Origin of the sequence: Rothia sp. 27098_8_29, from assembly GCF_041432785.1 — a bacterium.
In the GTDB taxonomy this organism is placed as follows: domain Bacteria; phylum Actinomycetota; class Actinomycetes; order Actinomycetales; family Micrococcaceae; genus Rothia; species Rothia mucilaginosa.
In genome coordinates this window covers 146,254-163,178 of record NZ_JAPWAI010000001.1, presented here as the reverse complement: position 1 = coordinate 163,178, position 16,925 = coordinate 146,254, and the positions used below count along the sequence as shown (strand labels likewise).

15 protein-coding genes are annotated in these 16,925 nt (G+C 61.1%); 9 read left to right on the top strand and 6 right to left on the bottom strand.

Going from position 1 to position 16,925, the window contains the following annotated elements; all coding sequences use genetic code 11:
• Nucleotides 1-18: 18 nt before the first annotated feature.
• Entirely contained in the window at nucleotides 19-1,254 is a 1,236-nt protein-coding gene (locus O3649_RS00665) for a folate-binding protein YgfZ (protein ID WP_070687268.1), read from the bottom strand.
• Nucleotides 1,255-1,319: 65 nt separating this feature from the next.
• Nucleotides 1,320-2,009: an FABP family protein gene (locus O3649_RS00660; RefSeq protein ID WP_070687267.1), complete on the bottom strand. Its 690-nt coding sequence runs from the start codon at nucleotides 2,007-2,009 to the stop codon at nucleotides 1,320-1,322.
• 627 nt (nucleotides 2,010-2,636) lie between these two features.
• Here O3649_RS00660 and O3649_RS00655 point away from each other — a divergent pair.
• From O3649_RS00655 to asd, 7 genes are all read left to right on the top strand, one after another.
• A complete protein-coding gene (locus tag O3649_RS00655) occupies nucleotides 2,637-3,314 on the top strand; it encodes a response regulator transcription factor (RefSeq protein ID WP_083311365.1) in 678 nt (225 codons plus the stop codon).
• A 180-nt stretch (nucleotides 3,315-3,494) separates the two neighbouring features.
• Nucleotides 3,495-4,559, top strand: a complete 1,065-nt coding sequence (gene mshD / locus O3649_RS00650; RefSeq protein ID WP_304269592.1) for a mycothiol synthase — start codon at nucleotides 3,495-3,497, stop codon at nucleotides 4,557-4,559.
• Nucleotides 4,560-4,625: 66 nt separating this feature from the next.
• Nucleotides 4,626-6,899 carry an RNA degradosome polyphosphate kinase gene (locus O3649_RS00645; protein WP_083311364.1) on the top strand — a complete coding sequence of 758 codons (2,274 nt, stop codon included), beginning with the start codon at nucleotides 4,626-4,628 and terminating at the stop codon, nucleotides 6,897-6,899.
• Between the two features lie 251 nt (nucleotides 6,900-7,150).
• Nucleotides 7,151-8,158, top strand: a complete 1,008-nt coding sequence (locus O3649_RS00640) for an NUDIX hydrolase (protein ID WP_070687265.1) — start codon at nucleotides 7,151-7,153, stop codon at nucleotides 8,156-8,158.
• 153 nt (nucleotides 8,159-8,311) lie between these two features.
• Nucleotides 8,312-9,193 (top strand): thymidylate synthase, encoded by an 882-nt coding sequence (locus O3649_RS00635; RefSeq protein ID WP_070687264.1) that lies wholly within the window; start codon nucleotides 8,312-8,314, stop codon nucleotides 9,191-9,193.
• 22 nt (nucleotides 9,194-9,215) lie between these two features.
• The gene (locus O3649_RS00630) at nucleotides 9,216-9,866 is read left to right on the top strand and encodes a dihydrofolate reductase (protein WP_303970041.1); all 651 of its coding nucleotides are present in this window, start codon (nucleotides 9,216-9,218) and stop codon (nucleotides 9,864-9,866) included.
• A gap of 209 nt (nucleotides 9,867-10,075) precedes the next feature.
• Nucleotides 10,076-11,215, top strand: a complete 1,140-nt coding sequence (asd, locus tag O3649_RS00625) for an aspartate-semialdehyde dehydrogenase (RefSeq protein ID WP_049327531.1) — start codon at nucleotides 10,076-10,078, stop codon at nucleotides 11,213-11,215.
• A gap of 106 nt (nucleotides 11,216-11,321) precedes the next feature.
• On the opposite strand, the gene O3649_RS00620 is transcribed toward asd, so the two are convergent.
• Entirely contained in the window at nucleotides 11,322-11,618 is a 297-nt protein-coding gene (locus O3649_RS00620) for a PGPGW domain-containing protein (RefSeq protein WP_005504836.1), read from the bottom strand.
• Nucleotides 11,619-11,926: 308 nt separating this feature from the next.
• Here O3649_RS00620 and O3649_RS00615 point away from each other — a divergent pair, with 308 nt between their 5' ends.
• Together O3649_RS00615 and O3649_RS00610 are read left to right on the top strand one after the other, a co-directional pair.
• Entirely contained in the window at nucleotides 11,927-13,354 is a 1,428-nt protein-coding gene (locus O3649_RS00615; RefSeq protein ID WP_314910698.1) for an MFS transporter, read from the top strand.
• A 132-nt stretch (nucleotides 13,355-13,486) separates the two neighbouring features.
• The gene (locus O3649_RS00610; protein WP_371572314.1) at nucleotides 13,487-14,458 is read left to right on the top strand and encodes a histidine kinase; all 972 of its coding nucleotides are present in this window, start codon (nucleotides 13,487-13,489) and stop codon (nucleotides 14,456-14,458) included.
• 103 nt (nucleotides 14,459-14,561) lie between these two features.
• Here the strand turns inward: O3649_RS00610 and O3649_RS00605 are convergent, their stop codons facing one another.
• From O3649_RS00605 to O3649_RS00595, 3 genes are all read right to left on the bottom strand, one after another.
• A complete protein-coding gene (locus O3649_RS00605; protein ID WP_371572312.1) occupies nucleotides 14,562-15,668 on the bottom strand; it encodes a UDP-N-acetylmuramate dehydrogenase in 1,107 nt (368 codons plus the stop codon).
• Nucleotides 15,669-15,904: 236 nt separating this feature from the next.
• Nucleotides 15,905-16,366, bottom strand: coding sequence for a MaoC family dehydratase (locus tag O3649_RS00600; protein WP_005508334.1), 462 nt, complete (start codon nucleotides 16,364-16,366; stop codon nucleotides 15,905-15,907).
• A complete protein-coding gene (locus O3649_RS00595) occupies nucleotides 16,366-16,818 on the bottom strand; it encodes a MaoC family dehydratase N-terminal domain-containing protein (RefSeq protein ID WP_371572310.1) in 453 nt (150 codons plus the stop codon). The genes O3649_RS00600 and O3649_RS00595 overlap by 1 nt, the downstream gene beginning before the upstream one ends.
• Nucleotides 16,819-16,925 lie beyond the last annotated feature (107 nt).

Sequence of the window (16,925 nt, the reverse complement as noted above, 5' to 3'; positions counted from 1 at the left end):
TTTTGGGTCGGGGAGCGCCTAGCGCTTCAGGAAGTCCTGACCCGCCAAAGAACGACGCGCCACCTCACCGGACTCCGGCGAAACCACCGTCGTCTGAGCCACCGCGTACTCGGTCGCCGGCGCCGGCGAACCATCGGGCAGGAAATCGCCGCCATCAACCGCACGCAAAGGCGCCTGCGGGTCAACGCCGCGCTTAATCACAGCCAGAGCAATCGGGCCCGCCTCATAATGTAGCGCCACCGAGGTAATACGACCGACCGGGCGTGACTTACCCTCCACAAACAGCTCGCTACCTGCCGCCGGCAGGGTGTGCTCCGAACCGTCAATATCCAAGAACACCAGGCGGCGCGGCGGGCGACCCAGGTTATGCACGCGAGCCACCGTCTCCTGCCCCTTGTAGCAGCCCTTATCAAAATGCACCGCCGTACGGGTGTAATCCAGCTCCTGGGGGATCGTCTTATCGTCCGCCTCGGTACCGTAGCGCGGGCGCCATGCCTCAATACGCAGAGCCTCCGCAGCCCACAGCCCCGCAAAACGCGCGTCCGAAGACTCAGCTAGGGCGGGCAGAACAGAGCGCGGCACAATGCTCAAGAAACGCACGTAGTCCGCACCCGGGTGAGCATCGCCCGCCTCATCGTAGCGGTAGCTACCCGGTGCCGGAGTGTGCCAAGGGTCCTCCCACACCAGCGGCTTACCCTCAGCGAGCGCAGGATGTACCGAACCGTCCTGCAGGATCGGGTTGCGGGCGCTCTCCAGTACCGCATACTCGTCACTGAGGTTCTGCACCTCAACGCGCATCATGAACTTCATGCGGTTTAGGTAATCGGTCAGCGGCTGAGCCTGGTAGCCCTCAACGATCAGCCAGAGCGCCTCGCCGTCTTCAATTGCGGAGGGTGCGTACTCCACGCGGCCCTGAGGGGAAAGCAGCAGGAACTCGCGGCTCTCCCCGGCGGTCATGCCGGTCAGAATCTGCGAGGCGATGGACGTCAGCCAGGTCTGGCGGTCCGGCCCCTCAACGCGCACCACGCCCAGGGAGGAGCGGTCCACCAGCACCAGCGGCTCGTCCGCACTGGCGGAGCGGTCGAAGCTGAGGGCGCGTTGCTCCAGCATGGGGTTGCCGTAGTGTGCGGCGACGCCGGCATCCAGCCCGGAGGCGGCAAAAGCGCCGTGCAGGCTCAGCAGGGGGCTCACCGGGCGGGCGGCATCGGGCTGGGGTGCCTCAGCCTGAGGCGCTTCAAGCGAAGATTCAGTCACGGAAGGTGCACCTTTCACGCAAAGAGTCTGCCCCGCCGACCGGCGGGGCAGACACAAGTTAGTTATTAGGCGGTGGGCTCGGAGCCGGGCTCGCCGGTGGGCTCTTCGCCATCCAGGGAACCGAACATCGAAGTGCCCAGGGATTCACCGGTCATCGAGGAGGTCTTGCGCAGTTCAGCGGAGGCGTGCTTGTGCAGCTTACCCTCGGCGTCTGCGACCTCCCAGTCCCACATGAGGTTGCCGTTGACCAGACCCCACAGGCGCACGGAGCCGGCGTAGTCGTGGGAAATATCATCGCGTAGCAGGTTGCCGGTCTGCATGCGAATGACCGGGCCCTTGACCATGCCCACGTAGTTTTCGCTAATACCGCCGGGGTGCGCAATGGTCGCCAGCAGGGAGAATCCGTCGTCGGCATTGCGGAGAGTCTCTACGCTTGCCGCGTCAGCGAAGGCGGGAACAACGTCCTTGGGGACAATGCCGAAGCCGCCGTCAGCGTCGGTCAGGGGGCGGTCAATCTGCCAGAAACCGGTTTCAACGGTGATGGGGCGCAGCTTCTGACCCTCGTCATCGAGCAGGAAAGACTCAGCGCGGTATTCGATGAAGGGCAGACCATCCTGCTCAAAAGTAATAATCTGGCCGAAGGGGGTGTTTTCCTGGCCTTCGTACCACATGGTTCCGGTGCCTTCCCAGGTGCCAAGCAGCCATGCGAAGGGAACAAGTTCAGGGGTTAGGTTGGTAGGGATTTCAATAGCCATACCTTCCATTTTAGTACCCGTGCGTACAACGGTAGCCTGTTCGTTCGCTCACGGCACGGGGTAGCGCCGCCGTCTGCAGAGTAAACGGTACGGCAGGCAGCATAAAGAAAACCCCCAACCGGAGGGGACCGGGTGGGGGTTCACGCCGTCATTGGCGAGGCGGTACGAACCGTACGACCGCCTAAAGCCCTGTGTGGGCGATGCTTCTGCTCTGTGCGGGGAAGACTACTTCTGACCGCTGAAGAGGCCACGCAACACTGCGAATGCACCGATACCGATGCACACGGAGATAATAGCCATCAGCGACATGAAGAGAGCTTCAAGAGCCATAAGATTGTTTTCCATGCCTTAAACCTACCACAGACCCACCCCGAAAGGGCGCAGAATCAACAGCGGAAACATAGTGGACACCCAAGCTGCTTCCCGGGTGCAAGACGCGCCTAGCGCCGGGCAAGACCCCGGTTCCGCGCCAGCATGCCAGAACCCCCGCAGTCATCGGTTGAAAAGGCTATATGAACAGTCCGGAATACGATATTTGCGCCCCGCCTGCGCCGGCTCCCACAGCTGCATCACAGCCGGGCGAGTACACTAGAAAGAGCCTAATATTTTACCGGGAAAGGAGAGGGTGTGTACCGTATTGCGCTTCTGAGCGATACCGCCGCGCAGGATATGATTCCTTCGCTGAGTCTACTCAGCCACAAGGTACACGTTTTCCCCCTCGACACCGCCCATACGGCTCTCGAAACCGAGACATTCGACCTGCTCATGGTCGACGCCCGCACCGCACTCGTCAAAGCACGCCAATGCGCCCAGCTATTGCGCGCCGCCGGCGTACAGTTGCCGCTCATCGCACTCCTGAATGAAGGCGGTATGGCGGCGGTTGCAGCCTCCTGGCAGGTTGACGATATTGTTTCTGACCAGGCGTCCCCCTCCGAAATGGATGCGCGCCTGCGCCTCGCCATCAAGAGCGACGCAGCCGCAGAAGAAGAGAACTCCGAAGAGCGCATCGTGCGTGCGGGCAACCTCGTCATTGACACTCAGGCGTACTCGGCGCACCTCTCCGGCACCGCTCTGAATCTGACCTTCAAAGAGTTTGAACTGCTCAAGTTCATGGCTCAGCACCCCGGTCGCGTCTTCTCCCGCGCCCAGCTGCTCTCCGAGGTGTGGGGTTACGACTCCTACTACGGCGGCACCCGCACCGTGGACGTGCACGTGCGTCGTCTGCGTTCCAAGCTCGGTACCGAATACGAGCAGATGATTTCGACCGTGCGTAACGTGGGCTATTCCTTCAACAGCACCCGCTAAATTTTTAGGGCTCCAACCCCTGTTTTGGTGTACCCGTTATGAAGTAGCCTCGCCGCTGAGCCGAGTACCAGAATGTGTAAATGTTCCGGTTCTTGTCATATTCGCCCAGGACGAAGAACAAACTCTTCAAAGAGCAACTATCCCCGGTAGAGTTGAATCAGAAGGCTACGAAAGAAGGCGATGATGGTACACAGTCAGACACCCAATCCCTCCACCCTGCCCGCTGAAAGCTCCCTTGTCTACGCGGAACCGCAGCTCACCGAAGAGCTGTTGGAACGATTCGATTCCTTTGCACAGAAGGTTGCCCGCCATGACGGCGTCTCGGCGTTCTCTGAGCAGACCCGCGTTGAGCTGAGCAAGGCATTGCGCGAAAGCACCCTCACCCCTCCGCGTTTCTTTGTCGCCGAGGACGACGGCACCCTCGCCGCCGTCTTTGTGGCGCTCACCCCGGCAAACGACGAAGACACCGGCGTAATTGAGGCAGCCGTCGCCCCCGAATACCGCGGACGAGGCGCCGGCAGCGCATTCTTCGACCACGCCGTCCGACAGCTGGGTGAAGACGCTGTACGATACCGACTCTGGGTTCACGGCAGCGCTACCGACACCGGCATTGAAAGCCCCGCCCACGCGTTCGCTACCCTGCACGGCTTCGAGCCGGTGCGCGTGCTGTACAAGATGGTTCTGCCTTTGGACGCTCAGACCCGCGAAGAGCTCGTGGAACGCTCCGACGCGCGCACTCTGCCGGAGAACCTGCGGATGCGCACCTTCACCGGCGCGGACGAGTTCCCCTGGCTGCGCGTGAATGCCGCAGCGTTTGCGCACCACCCGGAGCAGGGCAAGCTCACCCTTGCCGATTTGCGCGAGCGCACCGGCTCCCCCTGGTTCCGTCCCGAGGGTTTCTTCATCGCCTCCGAGGTGGATGATGACTCCGCCATTGCGGCATTCACCTGGACGAAGATTCCGACCGGTCAGGAGCAGGGCGAGCTGTCCCCCTCCGGCGAGATCTATGTGGTGGGTGTGAACCCGCAGGCTCAGGGAGGCGGCCTGGGCCGAACCCTCACCCTGCGCGCGCTGGCATACCTGGCATGCGCTGAGGACGAGAACGGCGAGCCGCTGCGCGCCATCGACCTGTACGTGGACGCCGATAACACCACCGCATATTCCCTCTACACTTCGTTGGGTTTCGGTGTGGCGACGGTTGACCGCATGTACGCCCCCGCCCAGCAGGACGCGCCTGCCGCCTAGTTTTTGGTGCGCCACAGTTGGCGTGCTTCTTCACGACTTATCCCCGATCAGAAAGGCAAGTACAGTATGGTACCCGCCCCCAATGGCCTGAATAAGGCGCCTAAGCCTAAGCCGTCTGAGCCGGCACCCATGACCGGTGTCATTCATATCGGCCACGATATTTCGAAGATTGAGCGTGCCGAGTCTCGCGGCGACCGTATTGAGAAGGGCGAGAAGCGCTCCTACTTCAGTCTGGAAGAGGAGTTCGGCCCGGAGCGTTTCTTCGACCGTGAGAGCAGCTGGCTGGACTTCAACACCCGCGTGCTGGAGCTGGCGGAGGACCCGAACCTGTTCCTGCTGGAGCGTCTGAACTTCCTGTCGATTGTGGCGTCTAACCTGGATGAGTTCTTCATGGTGCGCGTGGCGGGTCTGAAGCGCCGCATTGCGACCGGTCTGGCGGTGCCTTCGGCAGCAGGTCTGAGCCCCGAGGAGCAGATGGAAGAGATTGCTGAGCGCGCGCACCAGTTGCAGACTCGCCACGCTGATGTGTTCCACAACCAGGTTCTTCCGGCTCTGGAGGAGCAGAACATCCGCATTGTGGGTTGGAACGACCTGGATGCGGACGCTAAGCAGCGTCTGCGCCAGGAGTTCATGCAGGATATCTTCCCGATTCTGACCCCTCTGGCTGTTGACCCGGCGCACCCCTTCCCGTACATTTCGGGTCTGTCGCTGAACCTTGCGGTGCTGGTGCGTAACCCGCAGACCGGCAAGGAGCTGTTCGCTCGTGTGAAGGTGCCCGATCAGCTGGACCGTATGGTCTCTGTGGATGGTTCCCGCGCCGCCAACACTGCGGGCCGCGAGAGCCGCTACATTGCGCTCGAAGACATCATTGCTGAGCACCTGGACACCCTCTTCCCGGGCATGGATGTTGTGGAGCACCATGTCTTCCGCGTGACCCGTAACGAGGATCTTGAGGTGGAAGAGGACGACGCAGAGAACCTGCTGAAGGCTCTGGAGAAGGAGCTTCTGCGCCGTCGTTTCGGTCCTCCGGTCCGTCTGGAGGTTGAGGACACCATCAACCCGACCATCCTGGATCTGCTGATTTCTGAGCTGAACATCAACGAGTCTGAGGTGTACCGTCTGCCGGCCCCGCTGGATTTGCGCGGTATGAGTGCGATTATTCGTGCGAACCGTCCGGCGCTGCACTACCCCAAGCACATTGCGCACACTTCCCGTTGGCTCAACGCCACCGAGACCGCGAAGGCTGCGGATGTGTTCGCTGCCGCCCGCGACCACGACGTACTGCTGCACCACCCGTACGATTCGTTTGCGACCAGTGTGCAGGCGTTCTTGGCGCAGGCTGCCGCTGACCCGCGTGTTCAGGCGATTAAGCAGACCCTGTACCGCACCAGTGGTGACTCCCCCATTGTGGATGCGCTGATTGAGGCGGCTGAGGCTGGCAAGCAGGTTGTGGCGCTGGTGGAGATTAAGGCTCGCTTTGATGAGGAAGCCAACATCTCGTGGGCTCGTAAGCTGGAGCGCGCCGGCGTGCACGTGGTGTACGGCATCGTGGGTCTGAAGACTCACTGCAAGCTGTCGCTGGTGGTGCGCCGTGAGGGTAACCACCTGCGCCGTTACGCTCATATTGGTACCGGTAACTACCACCCGTCGACGGCTCGTTTCTACGAGGATTTGGGCATCATCACCTGCGATGAGCAGATTTGTGAGGATGTCTCCCGCCTGTTCAACCAGCTGTCCGGTTACGCGCCGAAGACCAACTACCAGTCGTTGCTGGTAGCGCCGCGTACTCTGCGTAGCGGCCTGATTGAGTGCATTGACCAGGAGATTGAGAACCACAAGGCTGGTCGTCCGGCGAAGATTCAGATTAAGTGCAACTCCATGGTGGATGAGGCCGTCATCGATTCGCTGTACCGCGCTTCGCAGGCTGGTGTGCCGGTGGATGTGGTGGTTCGCGGTATTTGCGCTCTGCGCCCGGGTGTTAAGGGTCTGAGCGAGAATATTCGCGTCCGTTCGGTGCTGGGCCGTTTCTTGGAGCATTCGCGTGTGTTTGCGTTTGAGAATGGTGGCGATTCGATTGTTTACATTGGTTCTGCCGATATGATGCACCGCAACCTGGACCGCCGCATTGAGGCTCTAGTACCGGTGAAGGATCCGCGCCATGTGAAGTACCTGCGTGACATGTTCACCATCTACATGAGTGATTCTTCGCGTACCTGGCACCTGGATTCTGAGGGCAACTGGACCCGCCACGACACCGACGATCAGGGCAACCCGCTGCAGGACGTGCAGTCGTACTACCTGAGCTCGCGTTCCCGTAAGAACGTGGTGGATAAGGTCTAAGGACTTTCCTCTGATCTGCCAGTGATTTCTGGTTGTGAACCCCGTCTGTTCTCACGCTTTATAGCGTGGGGCAGGCGGGGTTTTCCGCGTGTCGTGCAAAAACGTGCGGTGGACTAGTGCACTTAGCGCAAAAGTGAACAACAGGTTACGTTGAGATTACAACTTGACCGCTCTCTCACCTACAATTAGACGCGGAGCATGGTGCCCTCTGGCATTGTGCGCAAGCCTAGCGAAGAGGTTCAGAGAGAGATATGGCACCGCTGGATTCCCCCTCCATCTACTACTCGGCACGACGTTTTGACGCGGTCAACAGCATTGACCGAGCCCCCGCGAACACTGCGGATATTGTTGCTTCTGGCGCACTGATTTGGCGCATGCGCGATGGTGCGCTTGAGGTCCTGATCATTCACCGCCCCCGCTATGACGACTGGTCCTGGCCTAAGGGCAAGCAGGATCCGGGCGAGTCCCTGGCTGAGACCGCTATCCGTGAGATTCGCGAAGAGGTCAGTCTGCAGGTTGTTCTGGGTGTGCCCCTGGCGGTGACTTCCTATCCGGTGGGTGGCCGTCCGAAGGATGTTTTCTACTGGTCTGCTGAGCTTCCCGAGGGCGCCCGTGCCCTGGCGGATGAGGGTGAAGTGGATGAGCTGCGCTGGGTATCCACCGAGGTTGCTCGCGCCCTGCTGACCAACGAGGACGACCTGGCACCCCTGGAGTCCCTGGAGGCTCTGGCTGAGGCGGATGCGTTGCGTACCCGCCCGATTCTCATTGCCCGCCACGCGAAGGCGAAGCCGCGTTCGAACTGGGCTGCCGCTGAGGATGACCGCCCGCTTGCGGCTACCGGCAAGCGTCAGGCGCTGGCTTCTAGCCGTCTCTTTGCGGCGTGGGCTCCGAGCCGTATTATTTCTTCCCCGTGGCTGCGTTGCGTTCAGACCGTGACCCCGTACTCGGTGGATTACGGTGTGTCTGTGAAGGAGAAGAAGTCCCTGTCGGAGGCTGGCGCTCAGCGTCACCCGGCACGTACTGCCCGCACCGTGGCGTCACTGTTCGATAAGGATTCTTCCTCGTTGCTGTGCACTCACCGCCCGGTGCTGCCCCAGGTGATGGATGTTCTGCGTGATTACCTGTTTGAGGGTTCCGCGGAGGTTCTTCCGACTGAGGACCCGTACCTGGAGCCCGGCGACGCCCTGGTTCTGCAGGTGACCGAGGGCGATAACCCGCGTATTGTCTCGGTGGAGCGAGTACGCGCGGCTCTGGACTAGCATCCATATACTTTGATCTTCTAACGGCGAGCGCGCTGGGCTTTATACTCAGCGCGTTTGCTCTACCCGCGCCCATTCGGGGGTTTTACAATAGAGGGGCGGTTGATTTGTGACCGTCTCTCACGTCTACTGACAGGATTCAAGGTTTTTCTTATGACTCACGCAATCCCCACTCCCTATGAAGATCTTCTGCGCGAAATCCTCGAGGAGAACAAGGACGCCATCGCGGCGGATGCGCAGCGTTCCGACCGTACCGGCACCGGCACTTTCGGCGTGTTTGGCCGTCAGATGCGTTTTGACCTGCGTGAGTCGTTCCCGCTGATTACCACCAAGCGCGTGCACTTCAAGTCTATTGCCATTGAGCTGCTGTGGTTCTTGCGCGGTTCCTCGAATGTGCGTTGGTTGCAGGAGCGCGGCGTGACCATTTGGGATGAGTGGGCTGATGAGAACGGCGATTTGGGCCCGGTGTACGGCGTGCAGTGGCGTTCGTGGCCGACCCCCGATGGTGGCACGATTGACCAGATTGCGAAGGTTATTGATTCGTTGAAGAATAACCCGAGCTCGCGCCGCCATATTGTTTCGGCGTGGAACCCTGCCGAGGTGGACAACATGGCGCTTCCGCCCTGCCACGCACTCTTCCAGTTCTACGTGCACGAGCGCCCGGACGGTGTGAAGGAGCTGTCCTGCCAGCTGTACCAGCGTAGCGCGGACATGTTCCTGGGCGTGCCCTTCAACATCGCCTCGTACGCGCTGCTGACCTACCTGATTGCGCAGGAGGTAGGCATGGAGCCGGGCGAGTTCGTGTGGACCGGCGGCGACTGCCACATCTACTCGAACCACCTGGAGCAGGTGAAGAAGCAGCTGGGTTACGGCACCGACCCGGAGGGTAACCCCTACCCGCCGCGTGAGCCGTACCCGTACCCGAAGCTGGTCATTAAGACGAAGAAGCCTTCTATTTTCGATTACGAGTATGAAGACTTTGAGCTGGTGGATTACAAGCACCACCCCGGTATTGCCGCCCCGATTGCGGTCTAACTGCAGGTAACGAGGAGGAATGATGTTTCGTCTGGGCGCTATTTGGGCTCAAACTGATGTCGGCATCATTGGTCGTAACGGGGATATGCCCTGGTACGCGCCGGAGGATTTGGCGCACTTCAAGAAGGTGACGCTGGGCGCTCCGGTGATTATGGGTCGCCGCACCTGGGAGTCGTTCCCGCCGCGTTTTCGTCCCCTGCCGGGTCGCACCAATATTGTGATTAGCCGTTCGGTTACCGAGGCGGAAGAACGCGATGGTGCCCTGTGGGTTCCTTCGCTGGATGCGGCGCTGTACGCGGCTCGTGACGCTGCGGGCGCGCCGGTCGAAGCTACCCCCGCAGATACCGCCGCGGTTGATGCTTGGATTATTGGTGGCGGCTCCGTCTACGCGGAGGCGCTCTCCCGCACCGACCTGCCCACCTTCGGTCGGGTGGAGACGGTGGAGCGGACCCTCTTCTACTGCCAGGAAGGCAACGAGATTACCGGCGATACGCGAGCGCCCGAACTGCAGCTTGCAAATTCTGCGGGCAGTTGCGAGGGCAGCTCACCGAACGGGTGCTGGCGAGTCACCTCCGAAAGTGCTTGGGAGAATAGCGAGAAGGGCTACCTGCTCGATGAGTCGGGCACGAAGAACCCCATGTACTTCTCGTTCCAGCGGCTCGAACGTATCTAGTTCAAGCTTCCCTCGTTCACTCGTTGATATAGACATGCATTTCAAGCCTGCGGCTGCTCCACCCGGAGTACCGCGGGCTTGAGTGTTTAATGCGCCTCCCGGTGCCCCGGTAATAAGCCCCGCCTCTTCACACGGTATTCCGTTCCGAATATCAAATTTTTTGTACGGTGTTAGTCCGCACCCGCCAGCCTGAGAGTACACTGGGAACCATGAACTTTAATCCCGGTGACTCTGTAGGTTTTGTTGGCTGGCGCGGTATGGTGGGCTCCGTCCTCATGAAGCGCATGGTTGAGGAAGGCGACTTCGAGGGCATTACCCCCGTCTTCTTCACTACCTCTAATGTTGGTGGCGCTGCGCCCACCTTCGACGGCGTAATTGAACCGTCCGAACTGAAGGACGCATACGACATTGACGAGCTGCGTAAGCACTCGATTATTGTGACCGCTCAGGGCGGTGGCTACACCGAGGCTGTGCACCCGAAGCTGCGTGCAGCAGGCTGGGACGGCCTGTGGATTGATGCCGCTTCCACCCTGCGCATGAACGATGACTCCATCATCGTGCTGGACCCCATTAACCGCGACGTCATCGACCGCGGCCTGGCATCTGGCGTGAAGGACTTCGTCGGCGGTAACTGCACCGTCTCCTGCCTGCTGATGGGCCTGGGCGGCCTCTTCAAGAACGACCTGGTCGAGTGGGCTACCTCCATGACCTACCAGGCAGCGTCCGGCGGCGGTGCCCGCCACATGCGCGAGGTGCTCGCACAGTTCCGCGACCTGGGCAACGAGGTCTCCGAGGAGCTGAACGACCCCGCATCCGCAATTCTGGACATTGACCGCAAGATTCTTGCTAAGCAGCGCTCCGGTGAGCTGGATTCCTCCCAGTTCGGTGTGCCGCTCGCCGGCTCCCTGATTCCCTGGATCGACTCGGATCTGGGTAACGGCCAGTCCCGCGAAGAGTGGAAGGCTGAGGTTGAGACCAACAAGATCCTGGGCCGCTCCGAGGACGAGAAGATTACCATGGATGGTCTGTGCGTCCGCATCGCTGCGATGCGCTCGCACTCTCAGGCGCTAACCATCAAGCTCAAGAAGGACCTGCCGCTCGAGGAGATTGAGCGCATCATCGCTGAGGACAACCCCTGGGTTCGCTTCGTGCCGAACGAGCGTGAGGCTTCCATGGAGCAGCTGACCCCCGTGGCTGCTTCCGGTTCTCTGGAAATTCCGGTTGGTCGCGTGCGTAAGCTCGCGATGGGCCCCGAGTACATTAGCGCGTTCACTGTGGGTGACCAGCTGCTCTGGGGTGCTGCTGAGCCGATTCGCCGCATGCTGCAGATTGCTGTTGGCAAGCTCTAAGGCTCACTGACAAGCTATAAGAAAGCCCTCGCTACCATTCTTTTCGGATGGGGGCGAGGGCTTTTTGTGCCTGCGTATAGCGCGTGTGGGCTTAGCGCGAGCTGGTTTAGCGCTGGTTTGCGGCGGCGGCTTTGCGTTCTGCCTTGCGTGCGGCTTTGCGTTCCTTGCGCTGCTGTCGCCAGGCGCGGTAGCGGTACCAGGCGGTGAGCACCACGTGCTTCATGAAAATATTGGCGCGGCGTGCCCAGGTGAATTCGGTACCCCAAATGCCCAGGCCTATGAAGATGAACAGCCAGCCGGGGCCGGGGGTGACGAGCATAATCAGTCCGGCGATAAAGCAGAAGGCGCCCACGCCGATGACGAGGGGCTTGTAGAGATGACGCATGACCGGATGCGCGTGCATGCGCTCCTTGCGGGCTTCGAGCCAGCGGTGAAAGCGGCTGGTCTCGCTTTCTTTGACTTCATCTTCAATGGTTTTCAGGGGTGGTCCTTCCAAACGTGCCGTAGGTGAGTTTCACCGGGCGGCGGTGGTTAGAGAATAGCACCTACCGCTGGGCGGCGGCTGTGAAAGATTTCTTCATGTTGAGATTTTTCCGTCATCTTCAAAATTTTTTCGTTTCGATAGTGTTCAAGTCGAAAGTACCTTTATACACTGTAAGGGAACAATTCGCCCGGCACTACGCCTAAACACTAAGGAAGCGACCCACTACCGTGTCCTCCCCTCGTCCCGTATCAACGGACTCATCCCGCACCAACGCTGTTGCACCCGCTGGTACCTCTGCACCCGCTGCTGAACGCAACGCCGCACCAACCCTCAACGAACGCCTCGAAAACCTGCCCTTCACCCTCGCCCACGGCAAGCTCCTGGGTATCTCGGGTCTCGGCTGGGCGCTGGACGCCATGGACGTTGGCCTCATCTCCTTCGTCATGGCGGCCCTCATCAAGGAATGGCATCTGAGCCCCACCGAAGCCTCCTGGCTCGGATCCATCGGATTCGCCGGCATGGCGCTCGGCGCAACCTTCGGCGGCCTACTCGCCGATAAGCTCGGCCGCCGCTACATCTTCGCACTCACCCTGCTGATTTACGGTCTGGCGACCGGCGCTTCCGCCCTGGCAACCTCCCTGGGTGTGCTGCTCGTCTTCCGTTTCCTGGTCGGTCTGGGTCTGGGCGCGGAACTTCCCGTGGCATCCACCCTGATTTCTGAGTTCTCGCCTCGCGCTATCCGCGGCCGCGTCGTGGTCGCCCTGGAGGCTTTCTGGGCTCTGGGCTGGATTCTCGCCGCTCTCATCGGTACCTTCATCGTTCCGCAGGCGAACGGCTGGCGTTGGGCGCTTGCCATCGGTCTGATTCCCGCCATCTACTCTCTCGTGATCCGTATAGGAACCCCCGAGTCCGTGCGCTTCCTGGAGTCGGTCGGCAAGCACGATCAGGCACGCCAGGTGGTCGAACGTTTCGAGGCCTCCCCCGCGCTTTTCTCCCGAACCGGTAAGAAGCAGACCGAAGACGCTTCCGCACACGGTGCCGCAGAAAGTGCCGACAACGCAGAATCCGCGAAAATCCACTCCATCTGGGCTGCCGGTCAGCGCCGCAAGACCATCGCCCTGTGCGTCATCTGGTTCTGCATCAACCTCTCCTACTACGGCGCGTTCATCTGGATTCCGGCACTGCTGAACGCCCAGGGCTTCAGCCTCGTGAAGTCCTTCGCATTCACCCTCATCATGACCCTCGCCCAGCTGCCCGGCTACGCGGTCGCCGCCTATCTCATCGAAAAGTGGGGCCGACGCGCAACCCTGGCGACCTTCCTGCTCGGCTCCGCACTGGCGGCTGCTGGCTACGGCATGGCGCACTCCGAGGTATTCATTATCCTCGCCGGTTGCATGCTCTCCTTCTTCAACCTCGGCGCGTGGGGCGCCCTCTACGCCCTGAGCCCGGAGATCTTCCCGACCCACCTGCGCGGAACCGGCACCGGTGCCGCCGCCGGTATCGGCCGTATCGCCTCCATCGCGGCGCCGCTCATTGTGCCGCCGCTGGTCGCATTTGGTGGAACCCCGCTGCTCTTTACGCTCTTCTCCACCGCGTTCCTGGTAGCGGCAACCACCGTGTTCCTGCTGCCTGAACGCCGCGGCGAGTCCCTCTAACGAGCCGCCCAGCCTACATGATGGGCTGTCCCTCCTGAACACTCTTTCCGAGCAACCAGAAGGGACAGCTCATTTGTCATTTAAGCCCCCTATCCATGCGCCACAACCTCAAACTATGAGAGGATACGTTCTATGCTCGATTCCTTCCTCTCCAGCCCCTACCGCACAGAGTTCAGCCCCTGGCCCGTGAGCGAACACTACGCCACCGAACGTGCCGGCGGCGTGCCCGAAGCCATGCTGCTGCCGGGCGAACTCACCGTGCACCGTAGCGATGGGGCAAAAATGAGCTACTACCTGGACTGGCCCGAGGAATTCAACGAATACACCCGCGCAATCACCCTGCGCCCGCGCACCAAAAACAGCTACCCGCAGGACTTTACGCTCAGCGTCGCCGTACGCGACGGCCAGGCTGTCTTCACTGCAACCGCCCTCAGCTTCTGGGAGCAGCGCGACGGCCGCCCCTACGACCGCGAGCCCATCGCCCGCGGCTACGTGGACGTCGCAGCCTACGAATCCTGCGAGGACTACGCCGGCAATTCCGCCGCGCCCGCCCTCATCGGCTGGGATATCGCAGACCTCTACCCTGCACGCATGGCGCTCATCCGCGCCCTCTGCGAAGGAATCGCCAGCAGCATCACAATGGGCACCCAAATCCTCGCGGACGGGCAGGTACAGGTCGACCACAAGGACGGGGATCTGCTCGCCCTACACGTAAACGCGATCAGCACCGTAGGCGGCATGGTCCGCGCCCTCATCATCGAGCAGGACCGCGTACCCAGCGGCGTATCCACCGGCACTACTACCGGCGCCTCCGAGCGTGCCGACCTGCAGACGCGCGCCTACTACGCCAACGTGCTCTCCCCTGTTCCCGGCGAGTTCGGCAACCTTGTCTGGTCGCACGGCGAGGATGCGGAATACTACCCGTACCGACCCACGCGCCATAAGCCGATTTTCCACGCCCCCAGCCCGCCGCAGAAGCTTCCTCTTGCGGTCCAGGTGTTGATGGAGCACCTGCCCGCCGCTCCCCTGGCGACAACGCGCACAGCGCCCAAACGCAGGCCCTACCTGCCGGGGCAGGTGCGTATCTCCTCACCTCGCCACTAGCTCAGTGAGTCAATACAACGCTTCGGGCGGCCTCCAATGAAGAGACCGCCCGAAGCGTTTATTCTATGCGTCCTCGCGCTACGAGAGGCGAGAAGTTAAGCGTTTAGATTTCGCCGTTAACCACGACAGGCTCAGGAACCAGGGTCACGCCAAAACGTTCATGCACGCCGTCGCGCACAGCGCGGGCAATAGCGAAAATATCCTCAGCGGATGCGCCGCCGCGGTTCGTAATCGCCAGGGTGTGTTTGGTCGACAGGCTTGCACGACCCTGAGCGATCTCGCGAGACTCACCCTCCAGGCCGAAGCCCTTCTCGAAACCGGCGTGCTGAATCAGCCAAGCAGCCGAGAGCTTCACATGATCGGGATCCTCAACACCCGCGGTGAACGGGGAAGTCTTCACGACCACCGGGAAGTTCGGGGCGCCCTCGGGCAGGGAATCCAGGGCCGAGCGCGGAACGATCGGGTTGGTGAAGAAGGAACCGGTGGAGAAGGTGTCACGATCCTCGGGGTTGAGCACCATGCCCTTGGAGCCACGTAGCTCCAGCACCTTTTCGCGTACCAGGGCGGATTCGGCGCGCTGACCGGGCTCAACGCCCAGGCTCTTCGCCAGCTCGGCGTAACGAATCGGGGAGGACAGGCTGCCCAAGGTGAACTGGAAATCAACGGTCAGCACCACGTAGCGGGGCGAGCCGTTGACGGTTGCGCGCTTGAGCACCGAGTCGCGGTAGCCGAAGCGCAGGTCTGCGCTCGCGAAGGTCTTCTGCGTGTTCTTTTCGCGGTCCCAGGTGCGTACGGAGGCGATGAACTCGCCCACCTCAACGCCGTATGCGCCGACGTTCTGCACGGGGGTTGCACCCACGGTGCCGGGAATGCCGGAGAGAGCCGCGGGGCCAACCCATTCATTCTCGATGCTGAGCTTCACGAAGTCGTCCCAGATGGTGCCCGCCTGCACGCGCACGTTCGCGCCGCCGCATGCGGGGATAGGCAGAACCTCTACGCCTTCGGAGGCGATGTGCACGACGGTTCCGTTGAATCCTTCGTCGGAAACCAGCAGGTTGGAGCCGCCACCCACGATGAGGACGGGTTCGCCTGCGGCGTCTGCAGCGGAGACTGCTTCGATAATTTCTGCTTCGGAGGTGGCGCGGACGTAGGTCTTAGCGGGGCCGCCTACCTGGGCGGTGGTCAGTTCGCTCAACAGCTTTTCAGTCATAGGTTAAGAATACCGGTCGTTGTGCGGGGTCAACACCCGCCACGCGTTAAAGTCACGAAAACCTTATGGTGATTTTGCCTTCATTTTCCGGCGCACTTGCCTCAGAAAAACGCCACCACCCCGCCGATAAGCACACAAAAGCAGTGAGCATACAAAAGCCCCGGCACCACCGCATCGGGTAGCGCCAGGGCTTTCACATGGTTGCTTTCACGCAACTATCTGCATGCGCAGAAACTCTATGCCGAGAGACGAACCACAGCCTGGCTCTTCATCAGAACCTTCTGCTCCTTGCCTTCCTCATCACGAGCCGTGACAGTCAGGTCAATGCGGGCGGTGCGCTCCTCCTCGTTCAGGGCGCCCACCTTACCGCTGATGGTCAGGGCGTTCGTGGGGGTGTCGGGGTTTTCGCCGCCGGGTGCATCCGCCACGGGAACGGGCTTGGTGAAGCGAGTCTGGTAGTCCACAATCGCGCCGGGGTCGCCCACCCAGTCGCTCACGAGCTGCACGGCGGTACCCATGGTCAGCATACCGTGAGCGATCACGCCGGACAGACCCACCGACTGAGCAAAACGCTCGTTCCAGTGAATCGGGTTGAAGTCACCGGATGCGCCGGCATAACGCACCAGCGACGCACGGGAGAGCTCCACGGTACGCGAACCGATGTCCTGGCCCTTTTCAAGATCTTCAAAACGCACCATTAGTTTTCCTCCTCAGCACGAACCAGCAGGGAAGAAATGCAGGTGGTGACCGGCTCGCCCTGCGCATCAACGATTTCTTCACGGGTAGTCAGCATTGCGCCGGCACCCATCACGCGCACGGAGTCCACGTGAACTTCGGTGCGCAGCTCATCACCGGCAACAATGGGGCGGTGATGGGTGAAGCGCTGGTCGGCGTGCACCACGCGGGAGAAATCAATACCGGCGGAATCGTCGTTGATGAGTGCCGCGTCAGCTGCCTGCGCCAGGATAATGGCGAAGGTCGGCGGGGCAATCACATCTGCGTACCCTGCCGCGCGGGCTGCCTCAACGTCGTGGTGGAGGGGGTTTTCTGCGTGAACTGCTCGGGCAAATTCGCGGATCTTCTCACGACCGACAATGTAGGTGTTCTCGGACGGGTAGACCCTGCCCACAATCTCAGGGTTAATGCTCATGATTTCAGTCTACCGTTCTTGTGCACAGTGTTCAGCTCAAACGCACAGAGTGGACAGACCACTGTACAGGTAACCGGCGTGCAGGCAACCAGCGTGCAGGCGTGCAG